This window comes from Aquibacillus saliphilus, from assembly GCF_020404745.1.
Taxonomy (GTDB): Bacteria; Bacillota; Bacilli; order Bacillales; family Amphibacillaceae; genus Aquibacillus; species Aquibacillus saliphilus.
The window spans coordinates 33,832-59,025 of the sequence record NZ_JAIZAP010000006.1; the positions used below are offsets into that span (position 1 = coordinate 33,832).

General features: G+C 36.4%; 21 protein-coding genes. 3 read left to right on the forward strand and 18 right to left on the reverse strand.

Annotated elements, in window-relative coordinates; all coding sequences use genetic code 11:
- Positions 1-25: 25 nt before the first annotated feature.
- From LD272_RS07920 to LD272_RS08000, 18 genes are all read right to left on the reverse strand, one after another.
- Positions 26-913: a carbohydrate ABC transporter permease gene (locus LD272_RS07920; RefSeq protein ID WP_226036072.1), complete on the reverse strand. Its 888-nt coding sequence runs from the start codon at positions 911-913 to the stop codon at positions 26-28.
- 1 nt (position 914) lies between these two features.
- On the reverse strand, positions 915-1,817 hold the full coding sequence (locus LD272_RS07925; protein WP_226036073.1) for an ABC transporter permease: 903 nt from the start codon (positions 1,815-1,817) through the stop codon (positions 915-917).
- Positions 1,814-2,713, reverse strand: a complete 900-nt coding sequence (locus LD272_RS07930; protein WP_226036074.1) for a ribokinase — start codon at positions 2,711-2,713, stop codon at positions 1,814-1,816. The genes LD272_RS07925 and LD272_RS07930 overlap by 4 nt, the downstream gene beginning before the upstream one ends.
- Positions 2,714-2,791: 78 nt before the next feature.
- On the reverse strand, positions 2,792-3,415 hold the full coding sequence (locus LD272_RS07935) for a YesL family protein (protein ID WP_226036075.1): 624 nt from the start codon (positions 3,413-3,415) through the stop codon (positions 2,792-2,794).
- A 24-nt stretch (positions 3,416-3,439) separates the two neighbouring features.
- A complete protein-coding gene (locus LD272_RS07940; RefSeq protein ID WP_226036076.1) occupies positions 3,440-4,645 on the reverse strand; it encodes a CaiB/BaiF CoA transferase family protein in 1,206 nt (401 codons plus the stop codon).
- Positions 4,646-4,647: 2 nt separating this feature from the next.
- Positions 4,648-5,592 (reverse strand): HpcH/HpaI aldolase/citrate lyase family protein, encoded by a 945-nt coding sequence (locus LD272_RS07945; RefSeq protein WP_226036077.1) that lies wholly within the window; start codon positions 5,590-5,592, stop codon positions 4,648-4,650.
- An 18-nt stretch (positions 5,593-5,610) separates the two neighbouring features.
- Positions 5,611-6,294, reverse strand: coding sequence for a FadR/GntR family transcriptional regulator (locus LD272_RS07950; RefSeq protein ID WP_226036078.1), 684 nt, complete (start codon positions 6,292-6,294; stop codon positions 5,611-5,613).
- Between the two features lie 481 nt (positions 6,295-6,775).
- A complete protein-coding gene (locus LD272_RS07955; protein ID WP_226036079.1) occupies positions 6,776-7,765 on the reverse strand; it encodes an ABC transporter permease in 990 nt (329 codons plus the stop codon).
- Positions 7,762-9,276, reverse strand: coding sequence for a sugar ABC transporter ATP-binding protein (locus LD272_RS07960; RefSeq protein ID WP_226036080.1), 1,515 nt, complete (start codon positions 9,274-9,276; stop codon positions 7,762-7,764). Before LD272_RS07960 ends, LD272_RS07955 begins: the two co-directional genes overlap by 4 nt.
- 75 nt (positions 9,277-9,351) lie before the next feature.
- A complete protein-coding gene (locus LD272_RS07965) occupies positions 9,352-10,320 on the reverse strand; it encodes a substrate-binding domain-containing protein (RefSeq protein ID WP_226036081.1) in 969 nt (322 codons plus the stop codon).
- An 87-nt stretch (positions 10,321-10,407) separates the two neighbouring features.
- On the reverse strand, positions 10,408-10,932 hold the full coding sequence (locus LD272_RS07970) for a D-lyxose/D-mannose family sugar isomerase (protein ID WP_226036082.1): 525 nt from the start codon (positions 10,930-10,932) through the stop codon (positions 10,408-10,410).
- 101 nt (positions 10,933-11,033) lie between these two features.
- The gene (locus LD272_RS07975; protein WP_226036083.1) at positions 11,034-11,990 is read right to left on the reverse strand and encodes a substrate-binding domain-containing protein; all 957 of its coding nucleotides are present in this window, start codon (positions 11,988-11,990) and stop codon (positions 11,034-11,036) included.
- Between the two features lie 282 nt (positions 11,991-12,272).
- A complete protein-coding gene (locus tag LD272_RS07980) occupies positions 12,273-13,892 on the reverse strand; it encodes a response regulator transcription factor (RefSeq protein WP_226036084.1) in 1,620 nt (539 codons plus the stop codon).
- Positions 13,882-15,720: a sensor histidine kinase gene (locus tag LD272_RS07985; protein WP_226036085.1), complete on the reverse strand. Its 1,839-nt coding sequence runs from the start codon at positions 15,718-15,720 to the stop codon at positions 13,882-13,884. The genes LD272_RS07980 and LD272_RS07985 overlap by 11 nt, the downstream gene beginning before the upstream one ends.
- A 277-nt stretch (positions 15,721-15,997) precedes the next feature.
- Entirely contained in the window at positions 15,998-16,114 is a 117-nt protein-coding gene (locus LD272_RS21755; RefSeq protein WP_439647388.1) for a hypothetical protein, read from the reverse strand.
- Between the two features lie 17 nt (positions 16,115-16,131).
- A complete protein-coding gene (locus LD272_RS07990) occupies positions 16,132-16,956 on the reverse strand; it encodes a type I phosphomannose isomerase catalytic subunit (protein ID WP_439647389.1) in 825 nt (274 codons plus the stop codon).
- Positions 16,957-16,986: 30 nt separating this feature from the next.
- The gene (locus LD272_RS07995) at positions 16,987-18,921 is read right to left on the reverse strand and encodes a PTS fructose transporter subunit IIABC (protein ID WP_226036086.1); all 1,935 of its coding nucleotides are present in this window, start codon (positions 18,919-18,921) and stop codon (positions 16,987-16,989) included.
- 146 nt (positions 18,922-19,067) lie between these two features.
- Complete coding sequence (locus tag LD272_RS08000) at positions 19,068-20,990, reverse strand: BglG family transcription antiterminator (protein ID WP_226036087.1); 1,923 nt, start codon at positions 20,988-20,990, stop codon at positions 19,068-19,070.
- Positions 20,991-21,444: 454 nt separating this feature from the next.
- Here LD272_RS08000 and LD272_RS08005 point away from each other — a divergent pair, with 454 nt between their 5' ends.
- Genes LD272_RS08005 through ulaA form a run of 3 tightly spaced genes read left to right on the forward strand, consistent with a single transcriptional unit; the run spans position 21,445 to position 25,182 of the window.
- Positions 21,445-23,505, forward strand: coding sequence for a BglG family transcription antiterminator (locus LD272_RS08005; RefSeq protein WP_226036088.1), 2,061 nt, complete (start codon positions 21,445-21,447; stop codon positions 23,503-23,505).
- A gap of 15 nt (positions 23,506-23,520) precedes the next feature.
- A complete protein-coding gene (locus LD272_RS08010; protein ID WP_226036089.1) occupies positions 23,521-23,802 on the forward strand; it encodes a PTS sugar transporter subunit IIB in 282 nt (93 codons plus the stop codon).
- An 18-nt stretch (positions 23,803-23,820) separates the two neighbouring features.
- Positions 23,821-25,182, forward strand: coding sequence for a PTS ascorbate transporter subunit IIC (ulaA, locus tag LD272_RS08015; RefSeq protein WP_226036090.1), 1,362 nt, complete (start codon positions 23,821-23,823; stop codon positions 25,180-25,182).
- The last annotated feature ends 12 nt before the right edge of the window (positions 25,183-25,194 follow it).

The following is a 25,194-nucleotide window of genomic DNA, read 5'->3' on the forward strand; positions in this document are numbered from 1 at the left end:
ATTTAGTAATCACCGAACCCCCTAATTAATCCTTTACACCCCCTTCTAAAGTACTGTTTGTGTAATACTTTAAAACAAATGGATATATGATCAATAGAGGAACAATTGCTATAATTATTGTTCCTGCTTGTAAAGCACTATAGTCTAAACTAGCTATTTGGTCATATGACAATAGTGTTTCTGCACCGAGAATTGCTGAGTTATCGCGTTCCACAACAAATTGTCTTAACACAACCTGAAGCGGCCACATTTCCTGACTATTTAAATAAATAGTGGCACGAAAGTATTCGTTCCAATGATACACACCATAAAAGAGACCCATAGTCACAAGCGCCGGAACTGAAAGCGGTAATACAATTCGATAATACGTTTTAAAATACCCAGCACCGTCAATTCTTGCTGCTTCAATAATACTATCTGGAACATCTTCAAAAAATCTCATCATAATAAACAGGTAAAATATATTAACTGTTTTATACAGAATTAAAGCCCAATACGTATCTATTAAACCCAAATCTCTAACGAGTAAATATTCAGGGATCATACCAGGTTCAAACACCATGATAATAATTAAAAATACCATAATTAATTTTCGACCAGGGAATTTCGTCTTGACCAGTATATAAGCAGACATAGATGTCAATAAAAGATTTAATGATGTACCCACTACTGTTATAAAAACTGAATTAAATAAACTTCTAAGGATCATTGGATTTGAAAGCAATATTTCATAATTTATCAAAGAAAAACCTTTTGGAATAATATCAAGCCCACTCATTTCCTGAGAACGAAGTGGATCAGTTAATGAAACTGCTAATAAGTTTAAAATTGGGACCAGAACAGATATGGAGCATAACAATAGCAAAGAGTAGATAATTAATCTAGTAACTGATATATTCTTAATTAATCGCACTCTACCATACCCCCTTACCACTTATTCGTTTGGAGATAAAATGTGTACTGAAAATTAAAACAACACCTATAGCCCCTTTAAATAAACTTGCTGCTGTTGCATACGCATATTGTCCATTGACTAAACCTATCCTGTAAACATAAGTATCAATGATATCAATGACACTTCTTACAGAGTCATTGGTAAAGTTAAATACTTGATCAAAGTTTGCATTCATAAAAAAACCTAAATTGAGTATAAAAACTGTCACAATCGTACTATACAAAGATGGAAGAGTAATCTTTGTCATCTGTTGAAAGGAACTCGCCCCATCAATCTGTGCTGCCTCATACAGTGTTGGACTAATTTTCATAATTGCCGCTAGATAGATAATGGAGTCCCATCCAGCTGTTCTCCATATTTCAGAAAATACTAAAACCCAACGAATATGATCTTTACTAGTCATGTAATCAACTGAAGGTAGTTGAAAAAAGTTCCTAATAATATTAAATCCACCTTCTGTTGGATCTAGCAAACTGATAAATACCCCTGCAATAACAACCCATGATAGAAAGTGAGGAAGATAAAGTATAGATTGAGTGAATTTTCTATATTTATTGCTTCTTACTTCATTTATAATTATTGACAGTATGATTGGGACTGGAAAGAAAAATATAATTTTCATTGTGCTAATTATAATTGTGTTTTTTAGTACATCGATGAACGCTGGTGAACTAAACAATATTTTAAAATGTTTTAATCCTACCCATTCATTAGCACCCATTATTCTGAACTCTTGAAACGCAAGCTTCATTCCAATCAGTGGAATAACATGGAATATGGAAAAGTAAACAAGAGTAGGTAAAAGCATGGCGTAAATGACCCAACTTTTCTTAACCTCTTTAATTAAATTCTGTAATTTCATTTAATCCCTTCTTTAGTCACGAATTTTTCTAGCTCTTCTCTAAAAGGCATCCCAGCTTGTGCTCCCGGTTTCATTATTGATAACCCAGCAGCCTTGTTTGCAAAATGAATAGCATTGTATAGGTCCTTTCCCTCAGCTATTGCCACAGAGAAGGCACCAGTGAAAGTATCCCCTGCACCTGTTGAATCAACTGGAATGATTTCCATAGAAGGAACAAGAATAGTTTCTTTTCCATCTGAATAAGCGACTCCGCTTGCACCCATCGTAACAATTAGTTTCTCTGGGTATTTCCTTAACAGCACATCTATACTCTTGTTCGAATCAAGGACTTTATAAACCTCATGTTCATTCGGAGTTAAGTAAGTTATCATTTCAATCAACTTTTCATCCAACTTCAAGGCTGGTGCAGGGTTTACAATAGTTTTCTTTCCTAATCGATATAGAGTCGGTAATAAGTATTCAATAACAGCCAAAGGTGTCTCAAACTGAAATATGAATACATCAAATTTCTCAAGACATTTTTCTACAGACTGGATATAAGACTTATTTGTCATTCTGTTTGTTCCCGGAATAACAATAATACGGTTATTACTGTTACTAACTTCTATAAACGCGACTCCCGTTACCCCATCTTCCAACTCTTGAAGATAAGAGATATCTACCTTTTCCTTTGTCATAATTTCTTTTAATATACTGCCATTAGAGTCATCCCCCACTGAACCGAAAATAGAAACATCTCCACCTAAGCGGGAAGCAGCCACCGCTTGATTTCCACCTTTGCCACCTGGTGTCATCATAAGATGAGATCCCAACACCGTTTCTCCTACTTCTGGAAATGTATTTGTTTCAATGATATAGTCCATGTTAAGACTTCCAATTACTGCAATTTTACTCATTTTGATCATCCCCTTTGAAAGACCGCTCTGTATAAAAGCGGTTACATTAACTTGAAAAACATTCACACTGAATTGAAGTTAGCCATCCGCTGCTGCTTTTGATGATTTCATAAAGGTTCTATAACTAATCCCCATTGTTAGAAAAGCTAGTAAACTACCACTAATAATTGGCACTAAAACAGGTAATGTGATTACTAAATAAGAATAGGCAATAAATAAAACTACCATAATCAATGTTGATAAAGGATGCGTAATCATCACTATGAATGCATTTTTTAATAGAATGAATACGTTACTATCAAAGTGTACATAAACCGGAAATATATATATAAGTGTTAAGATAAAAATTAAAGATAGAAGCAAATTTGGCCAAATAAGAAAATGAGTAAATACTGATTCTGAAAACCTAAGAAAATTAATATTTACATACATAAGTAATCCGATGGCAATTAATAGTAAACCTAATAGATTTCCTTTTATAAATTCTTTTTTGTAATAGGATACAAAGGTTTTAAAAATAGGTTTATCGATATCATTTTTCAACCACATGCGTATAACAGCAAACATTGCTACTGTAGCAGGGAAAAAACCAAATAGAATCACCCCTAGAAATGTAAATAAAATCCACAAGATGTTCAGATATGTAAATTTCATAACCCATTCACTTAACTTATAAAACCCTCCCATAAAGCCCTCATACATAGGACATCACCCTTTTCCGGTACATTATATTACATTGTTTTCCTTCAATTCCTGAAATTCTTCTTCCGAAATAGAAAGCAACTCCCGGTAAATCTCCTTATTATGCTCCCCCATTTTCCCACCTAAGTTTTTCACTTTACCTGGAGTTCTAGAGAACTTAGCAACCACGTTAGGCACCCTCATTTCACCAAGGTCCTCATCTTCAACAGAAACAAACGTTTCACGGTAATTAAAATGTGGGTCATCATAGAGTTGGCCCACATCATACATTGGACCGACTACAGCTCCAGATTCGTTAAATTCACGAATTACTTCGTCAAAATCCCTTTCCTTAATCCATTCGCCTATTAGTTCATCTAATTCTTTAACATTTTTCATTCTAGACTCGTTAGTGGAGAATTTTTCATCATCAATTAACGATTCTTTACCAATCGCTTTAAATATATTTTTCGTAATTGATTGTGATGCTCCAGATAACGCAACCCATCGACCATCTTTAGTTTGATATGAGTTCCTTGGAGCAGTTGAAACACTTGCATTACCAACTCTATCAGCAATAATACCTAACTGATCAAAAGCCATTAAATGTGGTTCCATAAACCTTAATAACGGTTCATACAAAGAAATATCGATTACTTGACCTTGTTTTTCGGGGTTATTCATTCGTTCATTTAAAGCAATCATTATAGATAATGCTCCAAAAACACTACTCACACCATCAGCTAGTGCAAGACCCGGAAGTGTCGGCGGGCCATCTTCCTCACCATTTATTGACGTAAATCCACTCATTCCTTCTGCAACTGTTCCAAATCCCGGTCTTGATGAATATGGACCTGATTGACCAAAACCAGTTGTCCTCAACATAATAAGCGACTTATTAATCTCTGATAATGTTTCCCAATCCAAATTCCATTTTTCAAATGTACCAGGCTTATAATTTTCTACTACAACATCAACTTCTGCCACTAGCTTTTTGAAGATTTCTTGTCCTTCTGGTTTACTTAGATTTAACGTTATACATTTCTTATTTCTGTTTAGTGTCTTCCAAAAAAGGGGCGTTCCTTCTTTTTGTTGACCATAATTCCTTGCATGATCTCCATATTCAGGATGCTCAATCTTTATAACTTCTGCTCCGAAATCAGCCAAATAGGTACTAGCCCAGGGAGCTGCAATCATAGTTGATGCATCAAGTATTTTTAAACCCTTTAAAGGCATATCTCCACTACCCAAACCTAACTACCCCCTATCCATGATTCTCTTGCTTGTTTCTTTTTAAGTTCAAACTTCAAAATTTTATTGTGTCTATCGAGAACTTTTTTTGCTTTCTCATAATGAGCATAATCAATCATTTTGTTATCTAAAGTATTTGTTGCACTTCCTTGTTCTAAGCTCATTTCAATTTTTTCGACCACTCTTTCTGCAAACACCACTTCTTCTTCCGTTGGTGAAAAGCTTTGATTCAGAATAGCCACATTTTTAGGATGAACACAGCTAGCACCAAGAAATCCGTGTTTATAAGCTAAGGTAGCATTGCGTTTAATATCATTCAGGTCATTATAATTAGATATACTACCCATTAATCCCAATGGAAGTTTATTATAAGCTCGTGCAACAAGGACAACTTGCATTCTTGGAATTAAAAAACCATTTTCTGTTTCCGTACTAATCTCAATACCTGAGTCTACCGAGAAGTCTTCTGTTCCTAAGGTTATAGAATCAATTCTCTCACTTGACTGTGCAATTTCCTTCATATTTAAGTAACCTTTTGTAGTCTCAATAGTAATTCCTAACTTTATTTGTCCTAAAGGGATTTCTCTTTCTTTTTCTAATTTATTTAATAACGATTCAACATTCTCTACTTGCTCTATTGTTTCTACTTTAGGTAGATAAATTCCCATTAACTCCCCGCAAACAGAGGCTTCAATATCTTGTTGTAATAGTTCATCTGTATTATTAACCCTAACTAAAACATCACTACCACCTCTTGAAACAATAGGTATTATGTCTTTTATATTCGTTCTCGTGGACTTTTTTTCTAATGTCGGAATACTATCCTCTAAATCAAGTACAATAGCATCAGCATTTCTTAAGTAAGCCTTTTCAAAAAAGCGGTTTTTATTCGCTGGTATTATTAACCTTGATCTTCTAATTAAATTATCAGGATAATTAATTCCCATTTAAAATTCCCCTTTAGTTCACTCACAATTTAGTCGCTTGCGGATTTGGATGAAATGGTCCGTAACCTTTTGTTTTGCAAGTACAGCATCCCTTTGTTTCAATGCCTTTACGATTTCAATATGTTCCCTTTGCGCTTCTTCAAAATTAGTTAAACTTGCAAAGTTTTTTTGTCGCGTTTGATTTATTACTTCTAAATTAAGTTTAATAAAGTTTAAAATAACTATATTCTTACTGGATTCTGCAAGCGAATGGTGAAAGTAATAATCTACATTCTCCCTTTTAATGTTACTAGGAAGTTTATCAAGGAAGACTAGCCTTTCAAGTTTTTCAATTTCTTCATCTGTCGCCCTTTCACAAACAAGTTCAATCATTCCTGTCTCTAATATTTCTCTAGTTTCAAGTAAGTCCAACATGGCAGCCTTTTGCAAGACATCAAAAAATGACCTCTCATTAGTAATAGCCTCATGAAATCCTTTCCTGAAATACCTACCACCACCTGGTTTTGTCTCAATAATACCTTGTGATTCTAAAACCCGGAAGGCATCTCTTAGTGTTCCACGACTTACATCAAATAGTTTTACTAGTTCTCTTTCAGATGGCAAAGTATCCCCTAATTTTAATTGTCCCTCATTGTATTGCCTCTCTAATTGTAAAATCACTTGTTCATATAATCTCATATGTTTAACTTTCTGTTCTTCCAAGATTCTCACACCTCATTATGGTTTATAGACTAGAATCAGTTTTTCGTTTCAAGTCCAGATTAAGCTAGCTTACAAGACGTTAAAGACATCTCAATTGGATAACTGGATAACTGGATAACTGGATAACTGGATAGACCAATTTTAACTTCACTCTTTTTATATGTCAACAGCATTTGCTGAATTTTCTAAATTTAATTGAATGAAAACTATTTTAAGTTTGGTATGTCCGGCAAAAAACTTCTTATAAACATCATTACCATACCGTTCTTAAACGATAGAATAGTAACCCCTCACACTAACCGTTTTCCCCTAAACCTAGATACAAATTTTCCATAGCTAGGTTCTATTCATGTATCTCTCCAAGCGTATATGCTATCCACCCACAAAAAAAGGGTAGATGCACATTACTTAGTACATCTACCCTTACTTATTTATTCCATTTTAATAAAGAAACAACGACCATTCCTTCTACACTATCAAACTATGATTTCTTTCGTCGTACTCGGTCAATATAAATTGCAAGCACAATAACCAAGCCTTTGATAATCAACTGCCAATAGTAAGGTACGTTTAATAGAGTTAATCCGTTACTTAGAACCCCCATAAATAGAGCACCAAATAAACTACCAACAATAAATCCGACACCACCTACTAGGCTTGTACCTCCAAGAACAACAGCTGCGATAGCATCTAGTTCGTAGCCCATGCCGGCATTTGGTTGGGCTGAGAAAAGACGCGCAGCAAGTATTACCCCTGCAATTCCGGCACAAATTCCACTAATCGTATAAACCCACGTTAAGCTTGAGGTAACCTTAATACCTGTTAATCTAGCAGCCTCTTCATTTCCGCCTACCATATAAATATTACGTCCAAACGACGTGTATTTTAAGACGACATGAGCAATTGCAAAGACCGCAATCATTATGATAACAGGAACCGGAATAGGTCCTAGATAACCTGTTCCAATACTTTTAAAGAAATTTGATTCTACCATTAAAGGATAACCACCCGTTACTACATAGGCAATCCCTCGCAAATACGTCATACTACCTAATGTTACAATTATCGCTGGTAAGCGTGAAACAGAGGTTAGAATTCCATTCACATACCCAGCTAAACCACCGACTGTGATTCCACCAATAATCGCAAGTGGCGCTGGCATAAAGCCTGAGAAAGACACGGCACAAACACCTGCTAGGGCAACAATCGCACCGATGGAAAGATCTATTCCCCCAGTCAAAATAACAAAGGTCATACCCGCTGCTAAAATGGCACTAATTGACGTTTGTCTAGCTACGTTAACAATATTATTCCAAGTTAAAAAATCACTAGATAAAACACTAAATAAGAGACAAAGAAGAACAACAACTACAATGATTCCCATCTTGTTCAGGAATTTTCCGATATTTTGTTTTAAATTAGCACCAGTTGAATTCTTTTTTTGATTTACTTCTGGTTGTGAAACACTCATCCTATTTTACCTCCTGTCGCATAGGTCATAATTGCTTCTTGATTGATCTGATCGCCTGTTAACTCACCGACTACATTCCCTTCATGCATCACATAGGCACGATCAGAAAGGGACATAATTTCAGGAAGCTCAGAGGAAACAACGATTACGCTAAATCCTTCCTTTGCTAACTGGTGGATAATTTCATAGATTTCCGCTTTCGCACCAACATCGACACCTCGTGTTGGTTCATCAAGAAGCAATACCTTAGGAGCAATACTTAACCAACGTGCGATAATCGCCTTTTGTTGGTTTCCTCCACTAAGATTTAGGATCTTCGTAGCAAGGTTGGGAGTTTTTACATTCAACTTTTTCTTGTAATCCTCCTCTATTTGCTGAATCACCTTTCGTTTGATGAAACCAAAATGAGTATTAGTCGGAATTTTTATGACACTAATATTTTCACCTACTCCTAAATCCAGGAAGAGGGATTGATCCTTTCTACTTTCTGGTACTAAGGCAATACCTTTTTGAATCGCACTGCGAGGATCTTTATTATGAATGACTTCTCCATTTAACTTGATGGTACCGGCTTTTGCTTTAGTATGACCAAAAATCGCTTGTAGTAGCTCTGACCGTCCTGAACCAACAAGTCCTGCAACACCGACGATTTCTCCTGAATATACTTCGAGCGTACCGTCAATCAACTCTTTTCCATCTGAAAGTTTGTTGACAGCAAGAACCGGTGTTTCCTTCCTTCGATCGATCTGTTTTGCCACTTTTTTCTTCGTCACATTGACTTCCCGGCCGACCATCAATTTGATAAGCTCTCGTTCATCGGTATCCTTCGTGTTCACTGTACCGACATACTGTCCATCCCGTAACACCGTGCATCGATCAGAAATCTTAAAGATCTCCTCCATTCGGTGGGAAACATAAACAATCGCTACATTTTTTGATTTTAATAGCTCAATTAATGAAAATAACTTATCTATTTCCTTACTAGATAATGTCGCGCTTGGTTCATCCATAATGATGATATCTGCTTGAATCGATAGCGCCCGAGCAATTTCCACAATTTGCTGTTGGGCAACACTTAGCGAAGAAACTAAAAGTTTTGGATCCAAATCTGAACCAATCGATTCCAATAAATCTTTCGCCCGAGTGTTAACCTCATCCCATTTGATTAAACCGAACTTGTTTTTAGGAACCTCAGCCCCCATTAATACATTTTCACCAACCGTTAAATTCGTTGCTAATTTTAACTCTTGGTGGATCACGCTAATACCTTTTTTTCGAGCATCTAAAGGACCACTCCAGCTTTCCTTTTTACCGTGGTAAATAATATCACCTTCGTCCGGAAAATAGACGCCACACACAACCTTCATGAGAGTCGATTTACCTGCTCCGTTCTCCCCCATTAAGGCTAGAACTTCTCCTTGTCTTACATCCATCGATACATTATCCAATGACTTAACACCAGGGAATGTTTTCGTAATTCCTTTTAACTGTAAAATAGGTCCTTCACTCACATGATTTCCTCCTTTATATGAAAGAAATATGAAGGAGCTTGAACCACTCCTTCATCATAATTGTTCTTTTATATTTTAAAATTCAGGTTCAAATTCATTTGCATTTTCATTGCTTACTGGATCAACAGGAACAAGAATTTCTTCTTCAATTTCTTCACCAGCAAGTAGGTCTTTGGTAAGCTGAATTGCTTCAACAATTTCTTGTTCAGGATGTTGTGCAGCTGTAAAGCCGAACACGTCATCTTCTTTAATGAAATCAACTGCTGCTTGTGATCCATCAACACCTACAAAGAAAAGCTCTGTACGATCTGCAGCTTTTGCTGCTAAGTAAGCACCAATCGCCGTTGGATCGTTTACACCGTAAACTGCATCAATTTCTCCTACTGGATTTGATGATAAAATGTTTTCCATTACGCTATAAGACTTATCGCGATTTAGTTCCCCGTTTTGCTCTGCAACAATTTTAATATCTGGATATTCTGAGATAGCTTCTTTAAAGCCATCTACACGGTCAAAAATAGATGTAATTGGGTTTCCATTAACTAACACAACATTTCCTTTTCCATCTAAACGTTCAGCTAAATACTCCCCTGCCATCACACCTGCTTGGTAGTTATCTGACATAACTGTAGCTGTTGTACCACCATCAGCACCAACGTCAACTGCAATGACAGGAATACCAGCCGCTACTGCCTGTTGGACACCACCAGCAATTCCTTGAGAATCAACTGCATTTAATAAGATAACGTCAACACCTTTTGTAATATAGCTCTCAATTTGTGCCTGCTGCTTCGCTAAGTCAAAATCAGCACTATTTATTAATGCTTCAAATCCTTCTTTTTCTGCCTCAGCTTCTAAACTGGTTTGAAATGCTACAAAATACGGATTATCAAGTGTCATCACCGTTAAACCAACTTTTTCTATCTTCTTCGCACCTTTTTCTCCATCCCCACTGCCTGCTGTCTCATCACTTCCTTGTGAACCGCATGCGGCTAAACCAATGCTTACAAATAATACAGTAATAATCATTAATAATTTCTTCATGAAAGTTTCCTCCTTCTATTTTTGTTTCTAGTAATCTGTTTTTTTCCAAGATGAAAGCTCACAAACAATCACCGTTTTAAAGAATGATTAGTTATCCTCCACCCGCTTTATATTTGGGTCTGTAAAAATATCAAACTCATCCCGACTGGTTGTCGAAAACTCAGAAACAATCGCCCCATTGTCACCAGCTTGAAACCAATGCTTTACTCCTGGTTGAATCGTATATTGTTCTCCAGGCTTAAGGACAATTTCGGTGTTAGCGGTATAAAAATCTTCCTTTCCTTTTGGCGGGGAAACAACTGGATTTTCCGTCTGTTCTCCCTCCACATAAAGATACACAGTTCCAAAGCGACAACGGAAGGTTTCCTTTTTTCCTGGCTGCGATCCAATCGAAGGATGAAGATGCTCTGGACAGGTTTGATTGGATAAAAGGATGAGCTCCTTTGCACAATAATCTTCATTATTGATATAGGTAATAAGTTGTAATCCTTCTACCTCTAGGTCTCCTAACGATAAGTCTGTTATCTCTAATTGACTTGTCTCCTTCTCTGTAAGAACGATTCCAGCTTTGTCTAAAAGCGACATAACTCGATTCTTTACACTTTCACTCATTTCCAAAACGCCCCTTTCCTTATAAACTGAAAACGAATACATTCCATTTTAAAATGAGATTCATAAATTAGAGCTTCATACCGGCTTTAACCTATGGATTTTCACTGTATATAGGATTGCTTTGTGATAATTCGGAAAGGAATGTAATTCATATGATCAATTTCCTCTCCTTTAGCTGCCTTTAATGCAAGTTCAATAGCCATAAAACCTTGCTGCTTTGAATCCTGAAAAATAGTACCTAATAGCTTTCCTTTTTTCACAGCCTCAACAGCCTCTGGAATCGCATCAATTCCAACAATATCAATCTCATCTTCTCTACTTGTACCTTTGATAGCATCATAAGCACCTAATGCCATGGCATCATTTTGTGAAATAACAGCATCTATATCAGGTAATTTTTCTAGCCATTTTTCCATTAAATACTTCGCTTGCTCCCTGTTACCGTTTGCAGTTTGCTCCGAAATAATTTTAATTTCGGGATATTGGGATAAAACATTCTTAATTCCAGCATCTCGACTAATTTGTAATGAACTACCACCTTGAAGATGAAGAATGACGATATTCCCTTTTCCTCCTAGTACATTTACAATGAGTTCGGTTTCCATCCTGCCTGCAACAATATCAGCGGATCCAACATAAGCAGTAGCTTCCTCGATGTTCTCCACTTCCCCACTCAATAAGATAAGAGGAATATTGGCTTCCTTTGCTTTTTTAACAGCTAAGACCGTTCCATCCTTCTCATATGGATTAAGGATAATGGCATCCACCTTATCAAAAATAAAGTTTTCAACCTGCATTACTTGGTTTTCAGCTTTTCCTCGACCATCCTTTTCAATAATCGTTACATCAAGCTCCTTCACTTTTTCTTGAATCGCTTCTTGCAGACCCTGTACATATTCACTTTCTAAATTCTCATACGAAACACCAAATCGATACTTACCATTCACTTTGGTTTCGTCGTCTTCTGTACCATTTGATCTTGAATTTAGGAATAAAATTAGCACTGGAATGGCAACAACCAAAAAAACGATAATGAATAAATATTTCTTGCGGAGCATGTGAACTCCCTCCTGAAGCTTATTTTTAGTGTACTACTTAAAGACTTTTAACCTACATAAATAATGTTGGATGATATCCCGAAAAATTTCGTGAAAAGAAAATCTAAAAAGTGCTTGGTCCCACAAAAAGTGCTTCAAACCAATTCGACGGAAGCTTACCTTCCAGCAAAGTGGTCTGAAGCACTCGGGCGACTAACTACTACAACACGAAATAAAAACTTTGTTGATATCAAATTGTATGAAGGCATGCTTTACCAAAGAGATCATGCCATAATCAAGTTTTTACACCGTGAATTTATCGCTAAACACACTTGCAGTCATCCCTACCTGCTTTTTGAAGACGGATCCGAAATAGTCTGGATCATTAAAACCAACTAAATAGGCGACATCGGACACCTTCAGTCGCTGTTCAGATAGTAAATCCTTTGCTTTTTCTAAACGAAGCTGGACTAGATATTTCTTAAAAGGAACACCAAACTCTGTTTTGAAAACCTCACTTAAGTAGGAGCGGTTAATGAAATACCGCTTTGCTAATCCATCAAGCGATATTTCATTATCATAGTAATTGGTTTGGAGATATTCTTGAATTTCCTGTAAAATTTGCTTAGATTCCTTTTTCGATTGACCAGTTTCAGGATTCCCAGATACCTGACTAAAGACAGAAATTAACCCTACTCTAAGATCATCTTTATATTTTAACAAAAACTCACTCAAAGTTAGCGACGACTCTCCCAAAGGCTGTGTTTGGCAATAATTCTCAAAGACCTTAAACATTGCTGAAGACAGGGCAATGGAACCAACTGTGGTCTCTCCCGCTCCGTGGTATAGCTTCGAAAAGTGGTTTTGAACAAATTCCGCACTCATTTTCGCATCACCCAGCTCAAGTAAATGCTCCAAATGCTTTTCTTCTTCAACGGACCAAACATCCCCTAATAATGATTGATCTTTTGAACGAAAGATATCATCTACAAAAAGCAATTCGCTATCCTTTTTTGACTCCTGAAATACGGATGACACTTTTTCATAGCTTGAATACAGCTCGGTTAGATTAGAAAACAATTCACTATTAATGAGTTGTAACTTAATATTTTGGTAGATTCGGATGTTTTTTATAACAGTATAACTATCTTGTTCATTTTTTTCTCTCGAGGCATTCTGTTCGTTTATTCCGATTATGCTAATTAATTCATTGTGATTCACTTTACTAGGAAAACTTACAATCTGAGTTGAATGAACTAGGCTTTCTTTAATAAGATTTTCTAAGCCAAAATAAAGTAAAGATCCCTCAGACGAAAAATAAGATTTCATATCATCAACATTTAAAATATACAAATTCATGATGAGATAGCGGTCATAATTGAACTCGATCCCTAACATCTTTAGCTTTTTTAATAAATCAGTCGCTTGCTTCTGATCACTATAGAGTAAATCATTCATTAAATTATCCTTTAAAAGGGCGGTACTTCGTTTCAGGAGTTGATGATCTTCCACATCACTTTTCACCTTCATTCTCTCCTGGTCAATTCTCCTTTTTACTTCACTGATGGCCTTATATAAATCTTCCTTAATCACAGGTTTCAACAAATAATCCATTGCACCACATTGTAATGCCTTTTGAACGTATTGAAAATCGGAATATCCACTTAATACGATCACTTTAACCTTTGGATATTCAACTCTCAAGATTTCCAGAAAAGCCATTCCACCCATTCCAGGCATCTTCATATCTAAAAAGATAAGATCGGGAATATCCTTTTTAAGTTGCTCATAGGCTGCTTCTGCATTTTTCGCTTCCTCAATCTCAAAGTTACATTGTTCGTATCTTCTTATTTTACCTTTTAAGCTTCTTCGTACGGCAATTTCATCTTCTACAATTAAAATCCTTAGCTGTTTAGATTCCATTTTGATTACTCCTTCTGTCCGTAGTTGAAGCTGGGAATTCGATTTTGATGGTGGTACCCATGTCTTTTTCACTCTCAATCACGAAAGAAAGCTGCTCTTCATATAGCAAAGACAATCTTGAATAAACATTTTTTAATCCCAAGTGATTAGAGCTAGTTGTTAGCGAAAAGCGCTTGTCAGCATCTATTGTAAACTGCCGGAAGTATGTTAGTTTGTTTTCATCAAAACCAACACCATTATCCGCTACCTCCATATAGATACGGTCGCCTAGCTTCTTCACTTTGAGTCTGATTTGCCCTTTTCCAATTTTCATTTCAATCCCATGTTTTACTGAATTCTCAATTAAAGGCTGAATAATCATTTTCATGATTAAATAGGACTCTGCTTCTTTATCTACCTCCATATCAATCGAAAGCTCATCCTCAAATCGACTTTTTAAAATGAAGAAATAATGCTTGATATGGTCGATTTCTTGTTGAATGGTCACAAGCTCACTATCATGGCTTAAGTTGTAACGTAGTAACCGACTTAAGGATTCAGTAATGTCAGATATTTTATAAATTCCTTCCTCATCTGCAATTCCACTTATCACCTCTAGTGTGTTATAGAAGAAGTGGGGATTGATTTGCATAATCAACGCCTTTAGTTCGGCATCTTTTTTGTGAATCTCTGTTTGGTATTGGATTGATACTAAATCATCAATTGTTTTAACCATCGTTTGGAAACGATTTCCTAATTGTGTTAACTCAATATTGGTCTTGGGAATATCAATCTCTGGTTTAAAATTACCTTTTTCAACTCTGCTCATCTGTCGCATTAATGCCTTCAGAGGATTGGTCAAATAACTCGATAATAAATAGGAGAGAATGGATATTAATAAGACTAAAACCAATACACTATAAAACGCGATTTTGCCTAATGAATTAATATCTTTTGTTAAAACATCAAGCGGCATCGATCCCACAATCGTAAAGTTTTCGTTTGTTAGCTTGTTATAAGACATAATGATTTCTTCACCATCAACGTTTTCTTCGATAAACGTATCCGCACTAAGCCGATCTAAATGGTCAAGTAGCTTTTGATCGGCAAGTTGACCAATTAATGTATAGTTCGAATGATAAAGTAATGTTCCATTTTCTTTAATAATTTGTAGCTCTCCACCAAGACGGTTCTCAATTTGTTTGAAATTATTTGTGAATGCGTATAACTCCTTATCAAAACTTAAATACCCAATCTTGACATTATCCTTGGGACTCATAATTGCCCTGGATGCAGTAAAGCTATAGACGCCATTGGTTTCAAGTGGATGGATATCAAAAAGCAACTCATCCTGATAATTATGCTTAATTATTTGTTGCCACGTCTCTTCCTGGTGGGAATCATATTCATATACCTTATTATTAGTTGTATTTGTTGAAAACCCTACAATTTTTCCGTAATTATCATAAGCACGAATACTAATAAAATCATCTCGATTAAATGTATCAAACAGATGCTTATTTTCAGTTAACCAAAATTCAGAACGGTACTCATCACCACGAAGAAGATTAAGATTATAAGAATCTGTATCGAGAATGATTGATGTATATATCGATATTTCTTTGCTCGTTCCTTCCAAAAAAGCGTTAATATTCTTACTTACAGCCTCCATCAATGAATTATAATTCTCAAGTGCGTCCTTTTTCATCGCTGAAATAGACACCTCATAGAATACATAGCCCATCGCAATAAAAGGAATAATTACAATCAATAGATAGGTAACCAGAAGCTGATACTGTAACGTCTTTTGGTGAAAGTACTTGTGTATTAACCTACGAATATAATTCATGAGACTTTCTCCAATATCATTTAGATTAGTAGATTTTATAATAGTGGAGATTGAAAACGATGTCAATAAAGGGTGAAGCAAGGAATGCTAGTCTATTACGCAAACATTTTTGCTACTTTAGTATCGGTATGACGTCCTGAATCGATAAGTATTTATACTGCAATTTGTCACTTAAAATGGAATAGTTCAACAGTAAAATTCCCCACTAGCCGGGACCTAGCAAAAAAGAGAGCCGCCCCATATTAAATAGCAACTCTCTTCCTTTTTAAAATTTGCATTACACATGTGAAACAATAAACTCTGCATCGCCAGACAAGTCATAGTCACTTAACCCATGAGGTAAAATAAAATGACTGCCTTTTTCAACTTCAAACGTCTTTCCATCTACAGTCAATGTTGCTTCTCCATCGATCACACTAACTGTAAGAAATCCTGATTCAGTTTAAGTTCTGATGCTTGCCCAAAAAGATGCCAATGGTAAACAGTGAAATACTTCTCCTCGACTAACTTCTTCACAGTCAATTGATGAACTGTAGATACACTTTGCTCTTTATCTGCATCTTGGTGTGGAACCTCTGTGACTTCTATTGCTCGGTCTAAGTGTAATTCACGTTTGTTTCCTACTGAATCGGTACGATCATAATCATACACGCGATAAGTAATATCTGAACTTTGTTGCGTTTCTAGTATGACAATGCCCTTTCCGATGGCATGGATGGTGCCACTTGGAACATAAACAAAATCACCAGCTGTGACTTTCACTCGACGTAAGAACGTATCCCAATTTTGATTTTCCACCATTGCTGTTAGCTCGTCCTTTGTTTTGGCATGGTGGCCAATCACTAGCTCCGCTCCTGGTTCCGCACTTAATACATACCAACACTCTGTCTTACCATAGGGTACACCTTCTACCTCACAAGCATAGGTATCATTCGGATGAACCTGAACCGACAAATCGTCATTTGCATCCAAAATCTTCACTAACAAAGGATACTCCTCATGATTATCTTTACTTTTGTTGAATAACTCTCCATGATCATTCCAAGCATCAGCTAGTGTTTTTCCTGCCAAGGGGCCATTTTTTATGACACTAGGACCGTTAGGGTGCGCAGAGATTACCCACGCTTCCCCTGTTTGGTCATTCGGAATGGTATAATTAAATTCTGTATGAAGCTTCTTTCCTCCCCAAATTCGCTCCTGGAATTTAGGTTGTAAAAAGATTGGCTCTTTGTACATAAATTCTCACCTCCAAAACGACTATTAAACTTAATGTACTTCCTCTAAAAGCACAAACGCTTCTTGCTTAGAATTTACTTGAAGCAGTTTCTCCCTAAATTGTTCATCCATTAGTTTACGTGATAGCATTTGTAAAATTTTCAAGTGTGCATCTCCTGCACTCTCTTCCGGTACGGCAATCATGAAAATAAGCTTTGCATCGGTACCATCAAGACTGTTCCAATCTACACCTTCCCGCTTGATTCCGAAGGCTACTGCCGGTCGATTCACGGCATTTGTTTTACCATGTGGAATGGCAATATTCATACCAAGCCCTGTTGAACTTTGCGCTTCTCGATCTAAAAGTGCCTGCTTATATTTCTCTTTTGAATGTAAGATTCCTGCTTTATCAAATTCTTCTATTAATTCATCGATCACATCGTCACGCGTGGAACTAGATAGATTTGTATTAATTAAATTCACATTTGTAATATCTACTAATTTATTAATTTCTTTATTAATAGTTTCCGTAGCTTCTTCAACAGAAGGATCTACATCACTATTACTATCTTCTACTGTATCGACACTATCCGTAGTAACGTCCTTTTTCAGAGCATTAACCATAAATGCTGTAACTAGGACACCAGCGATAGCTGCAATAAAGAAAATGACAACATTATCCACTGCTCCTAGTACTGCTACAATCGGACCACCGTGTGCTACTTTATCTCCAACATTACCTAGCATGGCAATCACAGAACCAACGATGGAACCAGCCACGATACTAGGAATTACTCGAATCGGATCCTGTGCAGCAAATGGAATCGCACCTTCAGTAATTCCAAATAACCCCATTGTGAATGATGCTTTACCTGCTTCTTTTTCATTATCATGATACTTTTTCTTATTAATTAGTGTTGCAAGACCCATTCCAATAGGCGGGATACAGATGGCAACAGCAATTGGCCCCATAATTTCATAGTTTCCTTCTGCAATCATCGCAGAACCGAATAAAAATGCTACTTTATTAAATGGTCCACCCATATCAATAGCAATCATCGCACCTAAGATAGCTGCTAGTAAAATAGAACTTGCTCCTTGCATACCTGCAAGCATCGATGTTAATCCTTCGAAAACTTGTGCAACTGGTGCACCAATAACAAAGATAAATAATAACCCTACAATCACTGATGAAATAATTGGAATAAAGATAATCGGCATCACCGGCTGAATCGCTTTCGGTACTTTGATTTTCTTAATTCCAAGTGCAATATAACCCGCTAAGAAACCAGCAATAATTCCCCCGATAAATCCTGCTCCCGCTTCACTTCCATAAAAACTACCAGTAGCAGCAATGTAACCACCAATCATACCTGGTACAAGTCCCGGGCGATCGGCAATACTAACAGCAATAAAACCTGCTAATATTGGTATCATGAACATAAATGCGGTACCACCAAGACTTTCAATTTGTTTCCAAATCGAATCATCAGGTATCACGATTCCTCCAGGTGTTTGTTGACCACCAAGTGTTAATGCGAGTGCAATTAGCAATCCCCCAACAACGATAAATGGCACCATGTACGATACACCATTCATTAAATGCTTATAAATTGGATTTTGTTTTTGTTTACGTTTTTGCTTTAGTTCATCTGAAGATTTTAGATCACCTTGGAAAACGGATACATCTCCACTCTGAATCTTTTGGATTAATTCCTTTGGCATACGGATCCCTTCCTGAACCCCTGTAACGATTAGTTTTTTACCTGCAAAACGTTCTTTAGAAACTTCTTTGTCAGCAGCAATAATGATGCCATCAGCCTCTGCAATATCCTGTTCGGTTAATTCATTTTCCACTCCGATCGAACCCTGTGTTTCTACTTTTATATCAATGCCCAATTCTTTTCCTGCTTTTTGTAAATTTTCAGCAGCCATGTACGTATGAGCAATTCCAACTGGACAAGCTGTTACAGCTAATATTTTCATGTGGTTCCCTCCTAAAACGATTCTTTTTAATTGTTATATTTATTATATCTGCAAGATTGCCCTCCATTGATTCTAATTTTTACCGCAACATGTGGTAAAAATTAATTAATAAAAAAGAGTAGGAATGATGGTTTTATCCACATTCTCTACTCTTTGCTGTTTATATTATTCAAAAATCCCTCAACACTCCTGGCTCCGATTAAAGCATTCAGATGTGCTGGATCCTCACTTATTGCCGCAATCTCCGCGACAGCACCACGGTTTAATTTACGATCTTGATTGGCGATTGCTAGCATGAATACCACCGATACAAGTTCAGAACCCCATTCGATCGGCTTATCCAGAACCGCAACAGCTATCGCTGACTGATAAACCATCTCTGGATTACCATGGGGAATGGCAACTCCTCCACCAATCGAGGTAGCAGACTTTCTCTCTCTAACTAATGCATTGTGTGTAAAAGTCTCGTTTACCAATCCTTTTTGAAAAAGCACATCCCCGAGACTTTCCACCACTTTAAACGGATGGGATTCCTCTAATTGAAGATAAACCATATCACCACGAACTAATTTTGTGAGCCGCCCACTTACATCGTTATCTTTTTCCTTATCATCCAATTCCACCACAAATTGGCTGAGCTTTTCTTTATCGCTCTCTTCTAATAAAGGTGAAATGACGACTTGTGGAACATTGTTCTGATTAATTGGCACGGTGGTAATGATGAAATCTACTTCCTCATGTCGCAAAGACTCTGCGACTTCCTTTTTACTAATACAACCTACTATTTTAATATTTTGGTAGTGATGCTTTAATTTCGCTTCCAAGAGGTGAGAGATACCTACGCCCAAATGACACACAATCAGTGCTTGCTTCTTTTTCTCTCTAATTCCTTCAAGTCTTTCTATCGAAGCTTGGAAATGAAGAACCAAATAGGCTGCCTCATCTTCTGGAATATCTAAATGATACTTTTCGTTAATCTCATTTAGTGAGAGCATGACCATGTTAAACATATAGGGATACATTCTCTTTATCTCTGATAGAAGAGGGTTGGTAAGCGGAAAACCGTACTTAATCCGGTTTATTACGGAGTAAATATGAACGGCGAGTCCTTTGATTAAAACCGTATCCATTTCAAAAGTGAACAGTGTCAACTTATCTATTTTCAGAGTTAAATCCGTAATCACATTCATTAAGTACTCATCAGAAAGGAAGACATCCAGCGATTCATCTTCTCTTTTTTTACCGCTGATCAAATGCCAGGTGAAGTAGATTCGCTCTTCTTCTGGGAAACTAATACGGAAGACAGATTCTAATTTATTAGAAAATGACAACGCATGTTCATATTCTTTATAGCGATAGATGGATTCACTTTCTTCCTCCGGTATAAAGACAGGTGATTTCTGTCTTGTTCGTTTCACCATAATAAGTGCATGGATAAGGAGACTTTCCATTGCGCCATCTGTAAACGACATGTCATATTGTTGCTGTAAATCAAGTAAAGCCCTTTGAACAGTAGATACCTCATATGGTAAAAATAAATCTAAAACATAGTTTTTTTCTTGATCAGTAGATAACAGTTCTGACAAGTGAGCTAACGCGCTCCGTTTATTAAGCTCCATTCCTTCAATCGTATTTCCAATCCGTGGTTTGGAAACTAGTTCAAGACCGTACTTCTCTACCCATTTTTCTATCCGGTCTAGATCCTTTTTAATTAGTCCGATAGGAACATAATAACGATTTACTAATTCCTTTATAGTTATTGATTTATCGCTTATCAATAGCTGATAAGCAATTTCCACAAAACGGTCTTCTGTTGATTTCATCTCATTAGAAAATAGCGATTGAAAAATACGAGAACGGTCTAATTCGTCAATTTTAAGTGAAATTCCGATACCAGGTTTCCGAACAAGTTGGGCACTAGGGTATGCAGTCAAAATCTCTTCCATTTGATTCAAATCATTTCGAACCGTTTTTTCCGAGCACTTCAGTTGATTGCATAAATCACTAATGTTTGTGCTTTCTTTCTGCCGTAATAAAATTTTCAGCAATTCCTTCTGCCTATGATTCATTTTTGCACCCACTTAAATTATTCATTCCGCTCTTGATAATTCACTAATTAGTTTACCACCTTAGGCTATGAAAGAGAAACTGAACATAAGATTAGGAAAATAATACTTTTAACAAAGGCTTAGACGGGATTTTATTAGCTAAGTGAATATGTCCGCGGTGACATCCTCTCCGCTATTAAAATAGTGAGCTTCCAAAGTGAAAGTAAAGGTGATTGCTCGCTAACATGGAGACGAATAGTGTTGATGCTGCCGCGTCAGTTGTTCCTCTTCAGACCCATGTATCGAACACAATAACCATACCTAGTTCACTAGGCTCCCATATCAGATTTTGCTCAGGTACTATCCCTACTCCAGTGCACAATTTTATTTTATGTTGTCCACAATTTTTGTACTAATCGGACATTCTTAATGAAAGCGCTTAATAATATATTAATTACAGGAGGGATCCCTACCTATGCTTGAAGAAAGACCATCTTATTTATTAGAACAAATAGTCTTTAATCAATCTCTCACGATTCAACAATTATGCGAAAAGACAAATTTGACAAGGAGGCAAATCGAATATGACTTAAATAAAATCAATGCTTGGCTAAAAGAAAACGAGTTGCCGTCTATACACTACAGTGGGGTAAAACAAGTTAATCCACCAAGTGAAATTAAACATTTCATTATCAACACAAGATTTAAGCTTCCTAATAGCACCTACTTTTCTTATGACGTACGGGATTTTATGACTTATTTGTTTCTCTTCACTAGACAGGAATTTATTTCTTCTCAGCATTTAAATGACTTTTTTGTTGTAAGTAGGAATACTTCGATAAATATTATTAAAAAAACGAATAAATACACGGAAAAACAATTGGTTTATGTGAACTATACGAGAAATAAAGGCTACCATTTAAAAGGTACAGAAGAGGATAAAAGAACGTTAGCTCTCCAATGTATAACTAACCTACTACAAAAAAAAAGTGGAAACATGGCAATTAGAGCCCTATTAAATTACTGGAACTATCCATCTAATATAGTGTTCAGTGATGTAACACCCGAAAATATCATAGACAATCTTAAACACACCTATAAACTTTCATTTGTTGAAGGACGCTTAAAAGACTTTAAAGTTTTTTTATCATTCTATTTTTTACGCATCTCCAAAGGAAAATTTATCTCTTACCACTCTACGAGCAAGCAACAACTATTAGAAAATAAGATGTATGCTCCAGCAAAGGATATACTTGACCATGTGATTTTTACAATTCCAAATGATGAAATTGCTTATGTCATCACTCACCTTTTAGGCTTATCACTAGGGGATTCACCAACTAAGGATGACTTTCTTTTCAACCTTTGCGAAAAAATGTTCTATGATTTTGAACAAAGAACCTGTATATATCTAAAAAACAGGGAGCAAAATCTACTTAATCTCTATCAACATCTTAAACCAGCATACTACCGAATTATGTACCGAATTCCTATTATAAATGTATTACTAGACCAAATTAAACATGAGCATTCTGAGCTCTTTACTATCATTAGAGAAATTGTGCTCCCCATCGAAGATATACTGAATACTAAATTTCCAGAAGACGAAATTGGGTACTTAACCATTTATTTTGGTTCTCTACTTGAAAACCCTAAACAGGAACTTAACAAACTAGAAGCAATAATTGTATGCCCTAACGGCATTAGCTCATCCTTAATGCTAAAACATCAACTTGCTTCTCTTTTCGGTAATTTCAATTTTGAAAAAATGATTTCCGTTGAAGACTTTAATACCATACCCATTGATTCTTACGACATCATTTTTTCTACTGTCTTCTTGGAGACAGATCAACCATTATTTATTGTTAATCCGCTAATGACAGCCATAGAAAAATCTTTACTAGAACAAGAAATCTATTCCCGATTCTTCAGGACAAAACCAAGGAAACCATTTATTCAAACTTTACTGAAAGAAATAAAACAATATGCTGTCATTCATGATGAACAAGGATTAAAGAAAAAACTACATGCATTGTTATCGAATGACAATGGGAAGGCAGATAGGGGGAGTCACCCAGTGCTTGATGAGTTAATTACAGAGACAATGATTGAAATTAAACCTGCTATTGACGATTGGGAAGCAGCAATTCACTGTGTCGCTGAGCCCTTAATAGCAGAACAGATCATAGAAACCCGTTACGTAGACGCAATTATTTCCAAAGTAAAAAATTATGGTCCCTATATCATTATTGGACCTGGTATCGCCATTCCACATGCGCGACCGGAAGACGGTGTAAATAAAATTGGTATGAGCATTTTGAAATTAGATCAACCGATTCATATTTTGAACAATGGGAAAGAGCCTGTCCATGTATTTATTTGTATAGCAGCTATCGATAACGTTACACACTTAAAAGCAATGGCACAGCTTACTAGGTTACTAAACGTGGAAGAAAATCAACGAATACTCAAAAATGTTACGTCAAAACATGAAATATTAGCACTTATAAAAAAATATTCCCATACAGAGGGATAAAGGAGATGGACAAAAATGAAAATATTAGCTATTTGCGGCTCAGGTTTAGGTAGTAGTTTCATGGTTGAAATGAATATCAATGACATTCTTAAGGCGGAGAACATCGAAAATATTGAAGTAGAACACTCTGATTTATCATCAGCCACACCTGGCATCGCAGACTTATATGTAGTAGCGAAAGACCTTGAAGACAGTTGTACGAATTTAGGTGACATGATCGTTTTAAATAATATTGTCGATACAGATGAGTTAAAAACTAAGTTGTTAAGTTACTTAAAAGAAAAAGACATTAGTTAAAAAAGGAGGAGAGTTATAATGACAGGATTTTTAAATTTAATGGTAGATATTTTAAGTGAACCAGCAGTTCTCGTCGCATTAATTGCTCTAATTGGGCTTGCCGTACAGAAGAAGCCAGCACATGAAATTATTCGTGGGACTACGAAGTCATTTTTAGGCTTCGTTGTTATTGCTGCCGGTGCTGGTGTACTTGTTTCATCATTAGAACCTTTTGGTCTGATGTTTCAACATGCTTTTAACGTTGATGGAGTTGTTCCAAATAATGAAGCGATTGTAGCAATGGCTTTAACGGAATACGGAACAGCAACTGCTCTTATCATGTTTTTTGGAATGTTTGCTAATATTCTTATTGCTCGTTTCACGAAATTTAAATATATTTTCTTAACTGGGCACCATACACTCTATTTAGCTTGTATGTTTGCCGTCATTCTTGTGGTAGCAGAACTTGAAGGGCCATTTGGTATCTTTATTGGGGCGATTGCTTTAGGTTTATCGATGGCAATATTTCCTGCTATGGCACAACCCTTCATGCGAAAAATCACAGGAACCGACAAAATTGGATTCGGACACTTTAGTACTTTAGGTTACGTGTTATCTGGGTTAATTGGAAAATTATTTAAAAATAGTAAGTCAACAGAAGACTTAAAATTCCCCAAAAGCTTATCATTCTTACGAGATAGTTCGGTTAGTATCTCTCTAACAATGGTGATTCTGTATGTAATAGTAGCATTGTTTACTGGACCAACTTATATAGAAGGCGAACTTAGTGGAGGCAAGAATTTTATTGTTTTCTCTTTAATTGAAGCAATTAAATTTGCCGCTGGTGTATTCGTCATCCTTCAAGGTGTGCGACTTGTTATCGCAGAAATTGTCCCTGCCTTTAAAGGCTTTTCAGAAAAAATTGTCCCTAATGCAAAACCAGCACTAGATTGCCCAATTGTTTTTCCCTATGCGCCAAACGCAGTACTATTAGGTTTTTTCTGTAGCTTCTTAGGAGGACTTGTAGGTATGGCAATATTAGGATGGGTTGGTGCTATCATCATATTACCAGGAGTTGTGCCGCACTTCTTTACCGGAGCAACTGCAGGTGTATTCGGAAATGCAACTGGTGGTGTTAAAGGCGCTACAGTTGGTTCGTTTGCCAATGGTTTGTTAATCACCTTCTTGCCAGTACTATTAATGCCAGTTCTTGGTGAGCTAGGGTTTGCGAATACCACCTTCTCTGACTCAGACTTTGCATTAACAGGCATCCTTACAGGGTACTCTGTAACATGGTTTGGTGCTGCCGGTATCGCTACACTTGTCCTCGGCACATTAGCAATTGCAATTATTCACGGAGTTGTGACGAAAAATAAAGATAAATCAATTAAATCTATCTAACGAAAGGGATGG

Coding starts and splice junctions, on each gene's coding strand:
- LD272_RS07925 (WP_226036073.1), bottom strand. CDS start 1,817: ATGAAATTACAGAATTTAATTAAAGAGGTTAAGAAAAGTTGGGTCATT.
- LD272_RS07930 (WP_226036074.1), bottom strand. CDS start 2,713: ATGAGTAAAATTGCAGTAATTGGAAGTCTTAACATGGACTATATCATT.
- LD272_RS07935 (WP_226036075.1), bottom strand. CDS start 3,415: ATGTATGAGGGCTTTATGGGAGGGTTTTATAAGTTAAGTGAATGGGTT.
- LD272_RS07945 (WP_226036077.1), bottom strand. CDS start 5,592: ATGGGAATTAATTATCCTGATAATTTAATTAGAAGATCAAGGTTAATA.
- LD272_RS07955 (WP_226036079.1), bottom strand. CDS start 7,765: ATGAGTGTTTCACAACCAGAAGTAAATCAAAAAAAGAATTCAACTGGT.
- LD272_RS07965 (WP_226036081.1), bottom strand. CDS start 10,320: ATGAAGAAATTATTAATGATTATTACTGTATTATTTGTAAGCATTGGT.
- LD272_RS07970 (WP_226036082.1), bottom strand. CDS start 10,932: ATGAGTGAAAGTGTAAAGAATCGAGTTATGTCGCTTTTAGACAAAGCT.
- LD272_RS07975 (WP_226036083.1), bottom strand. CDS start 11,990: ATGCTCCGCAAGAAATATTTATTCATTATCGTTTTTTTGGTTGTTGCC.
- LD272_RS07980 (WP_226036084.1), bottom strand. CDS start 13,892: ATGGAATCTAAACAGCTAAGGATTTTAATTGTAGAAGATGAAATTGCC.
- LD272_RS07985 (WP_226036085.1), bottom strand. CDS start 15,720: ATGAATTATATTCGTAGGTTAATACACAAGTACTTTCACCAAAAGACG.
- LD272_RS07990 (WP_439647389.1), bottom strand. CDS start 16,956: ATGTACAAAGAGCCAATCTTTTTACAACCTAAATTCCAGGAGCGAATT.
- LD272_RS07995 (WP_226036086.1), bottom strand. CDS start 18,921: ATGAAAATATTAGCTGTAACAGCTTGTCCAGTTGGAATTGCTCATACG.
- LD272_RS08000 (WP_226036087.1), bottom strand. CDS start 20,990: ATGAATCATAGGCAGAAGGAATTGCTGAAAATTTTATTACGGCAGAAA.
- LD272_RS08005 (WP_226036088.1), top strand. CDS start 21,445: ATGCTTGAAGAAAGACCATCTTATTTATTAGAACAAATAGTCTTTAAT.
- LD272_RS08010 (WP_226036089.1), top strand. CDS start 23,521: ATGAAAATATTAGCTATTTGCGGCTCAGGTTTAGGTAGTAGTTTCATG.
- ulaA (WP_226036090.1), top strand. CDS start 23,821: ATGACAGGATTTTTAAATTTAATGGTAGATATTTTAAGTGAACCAGCA.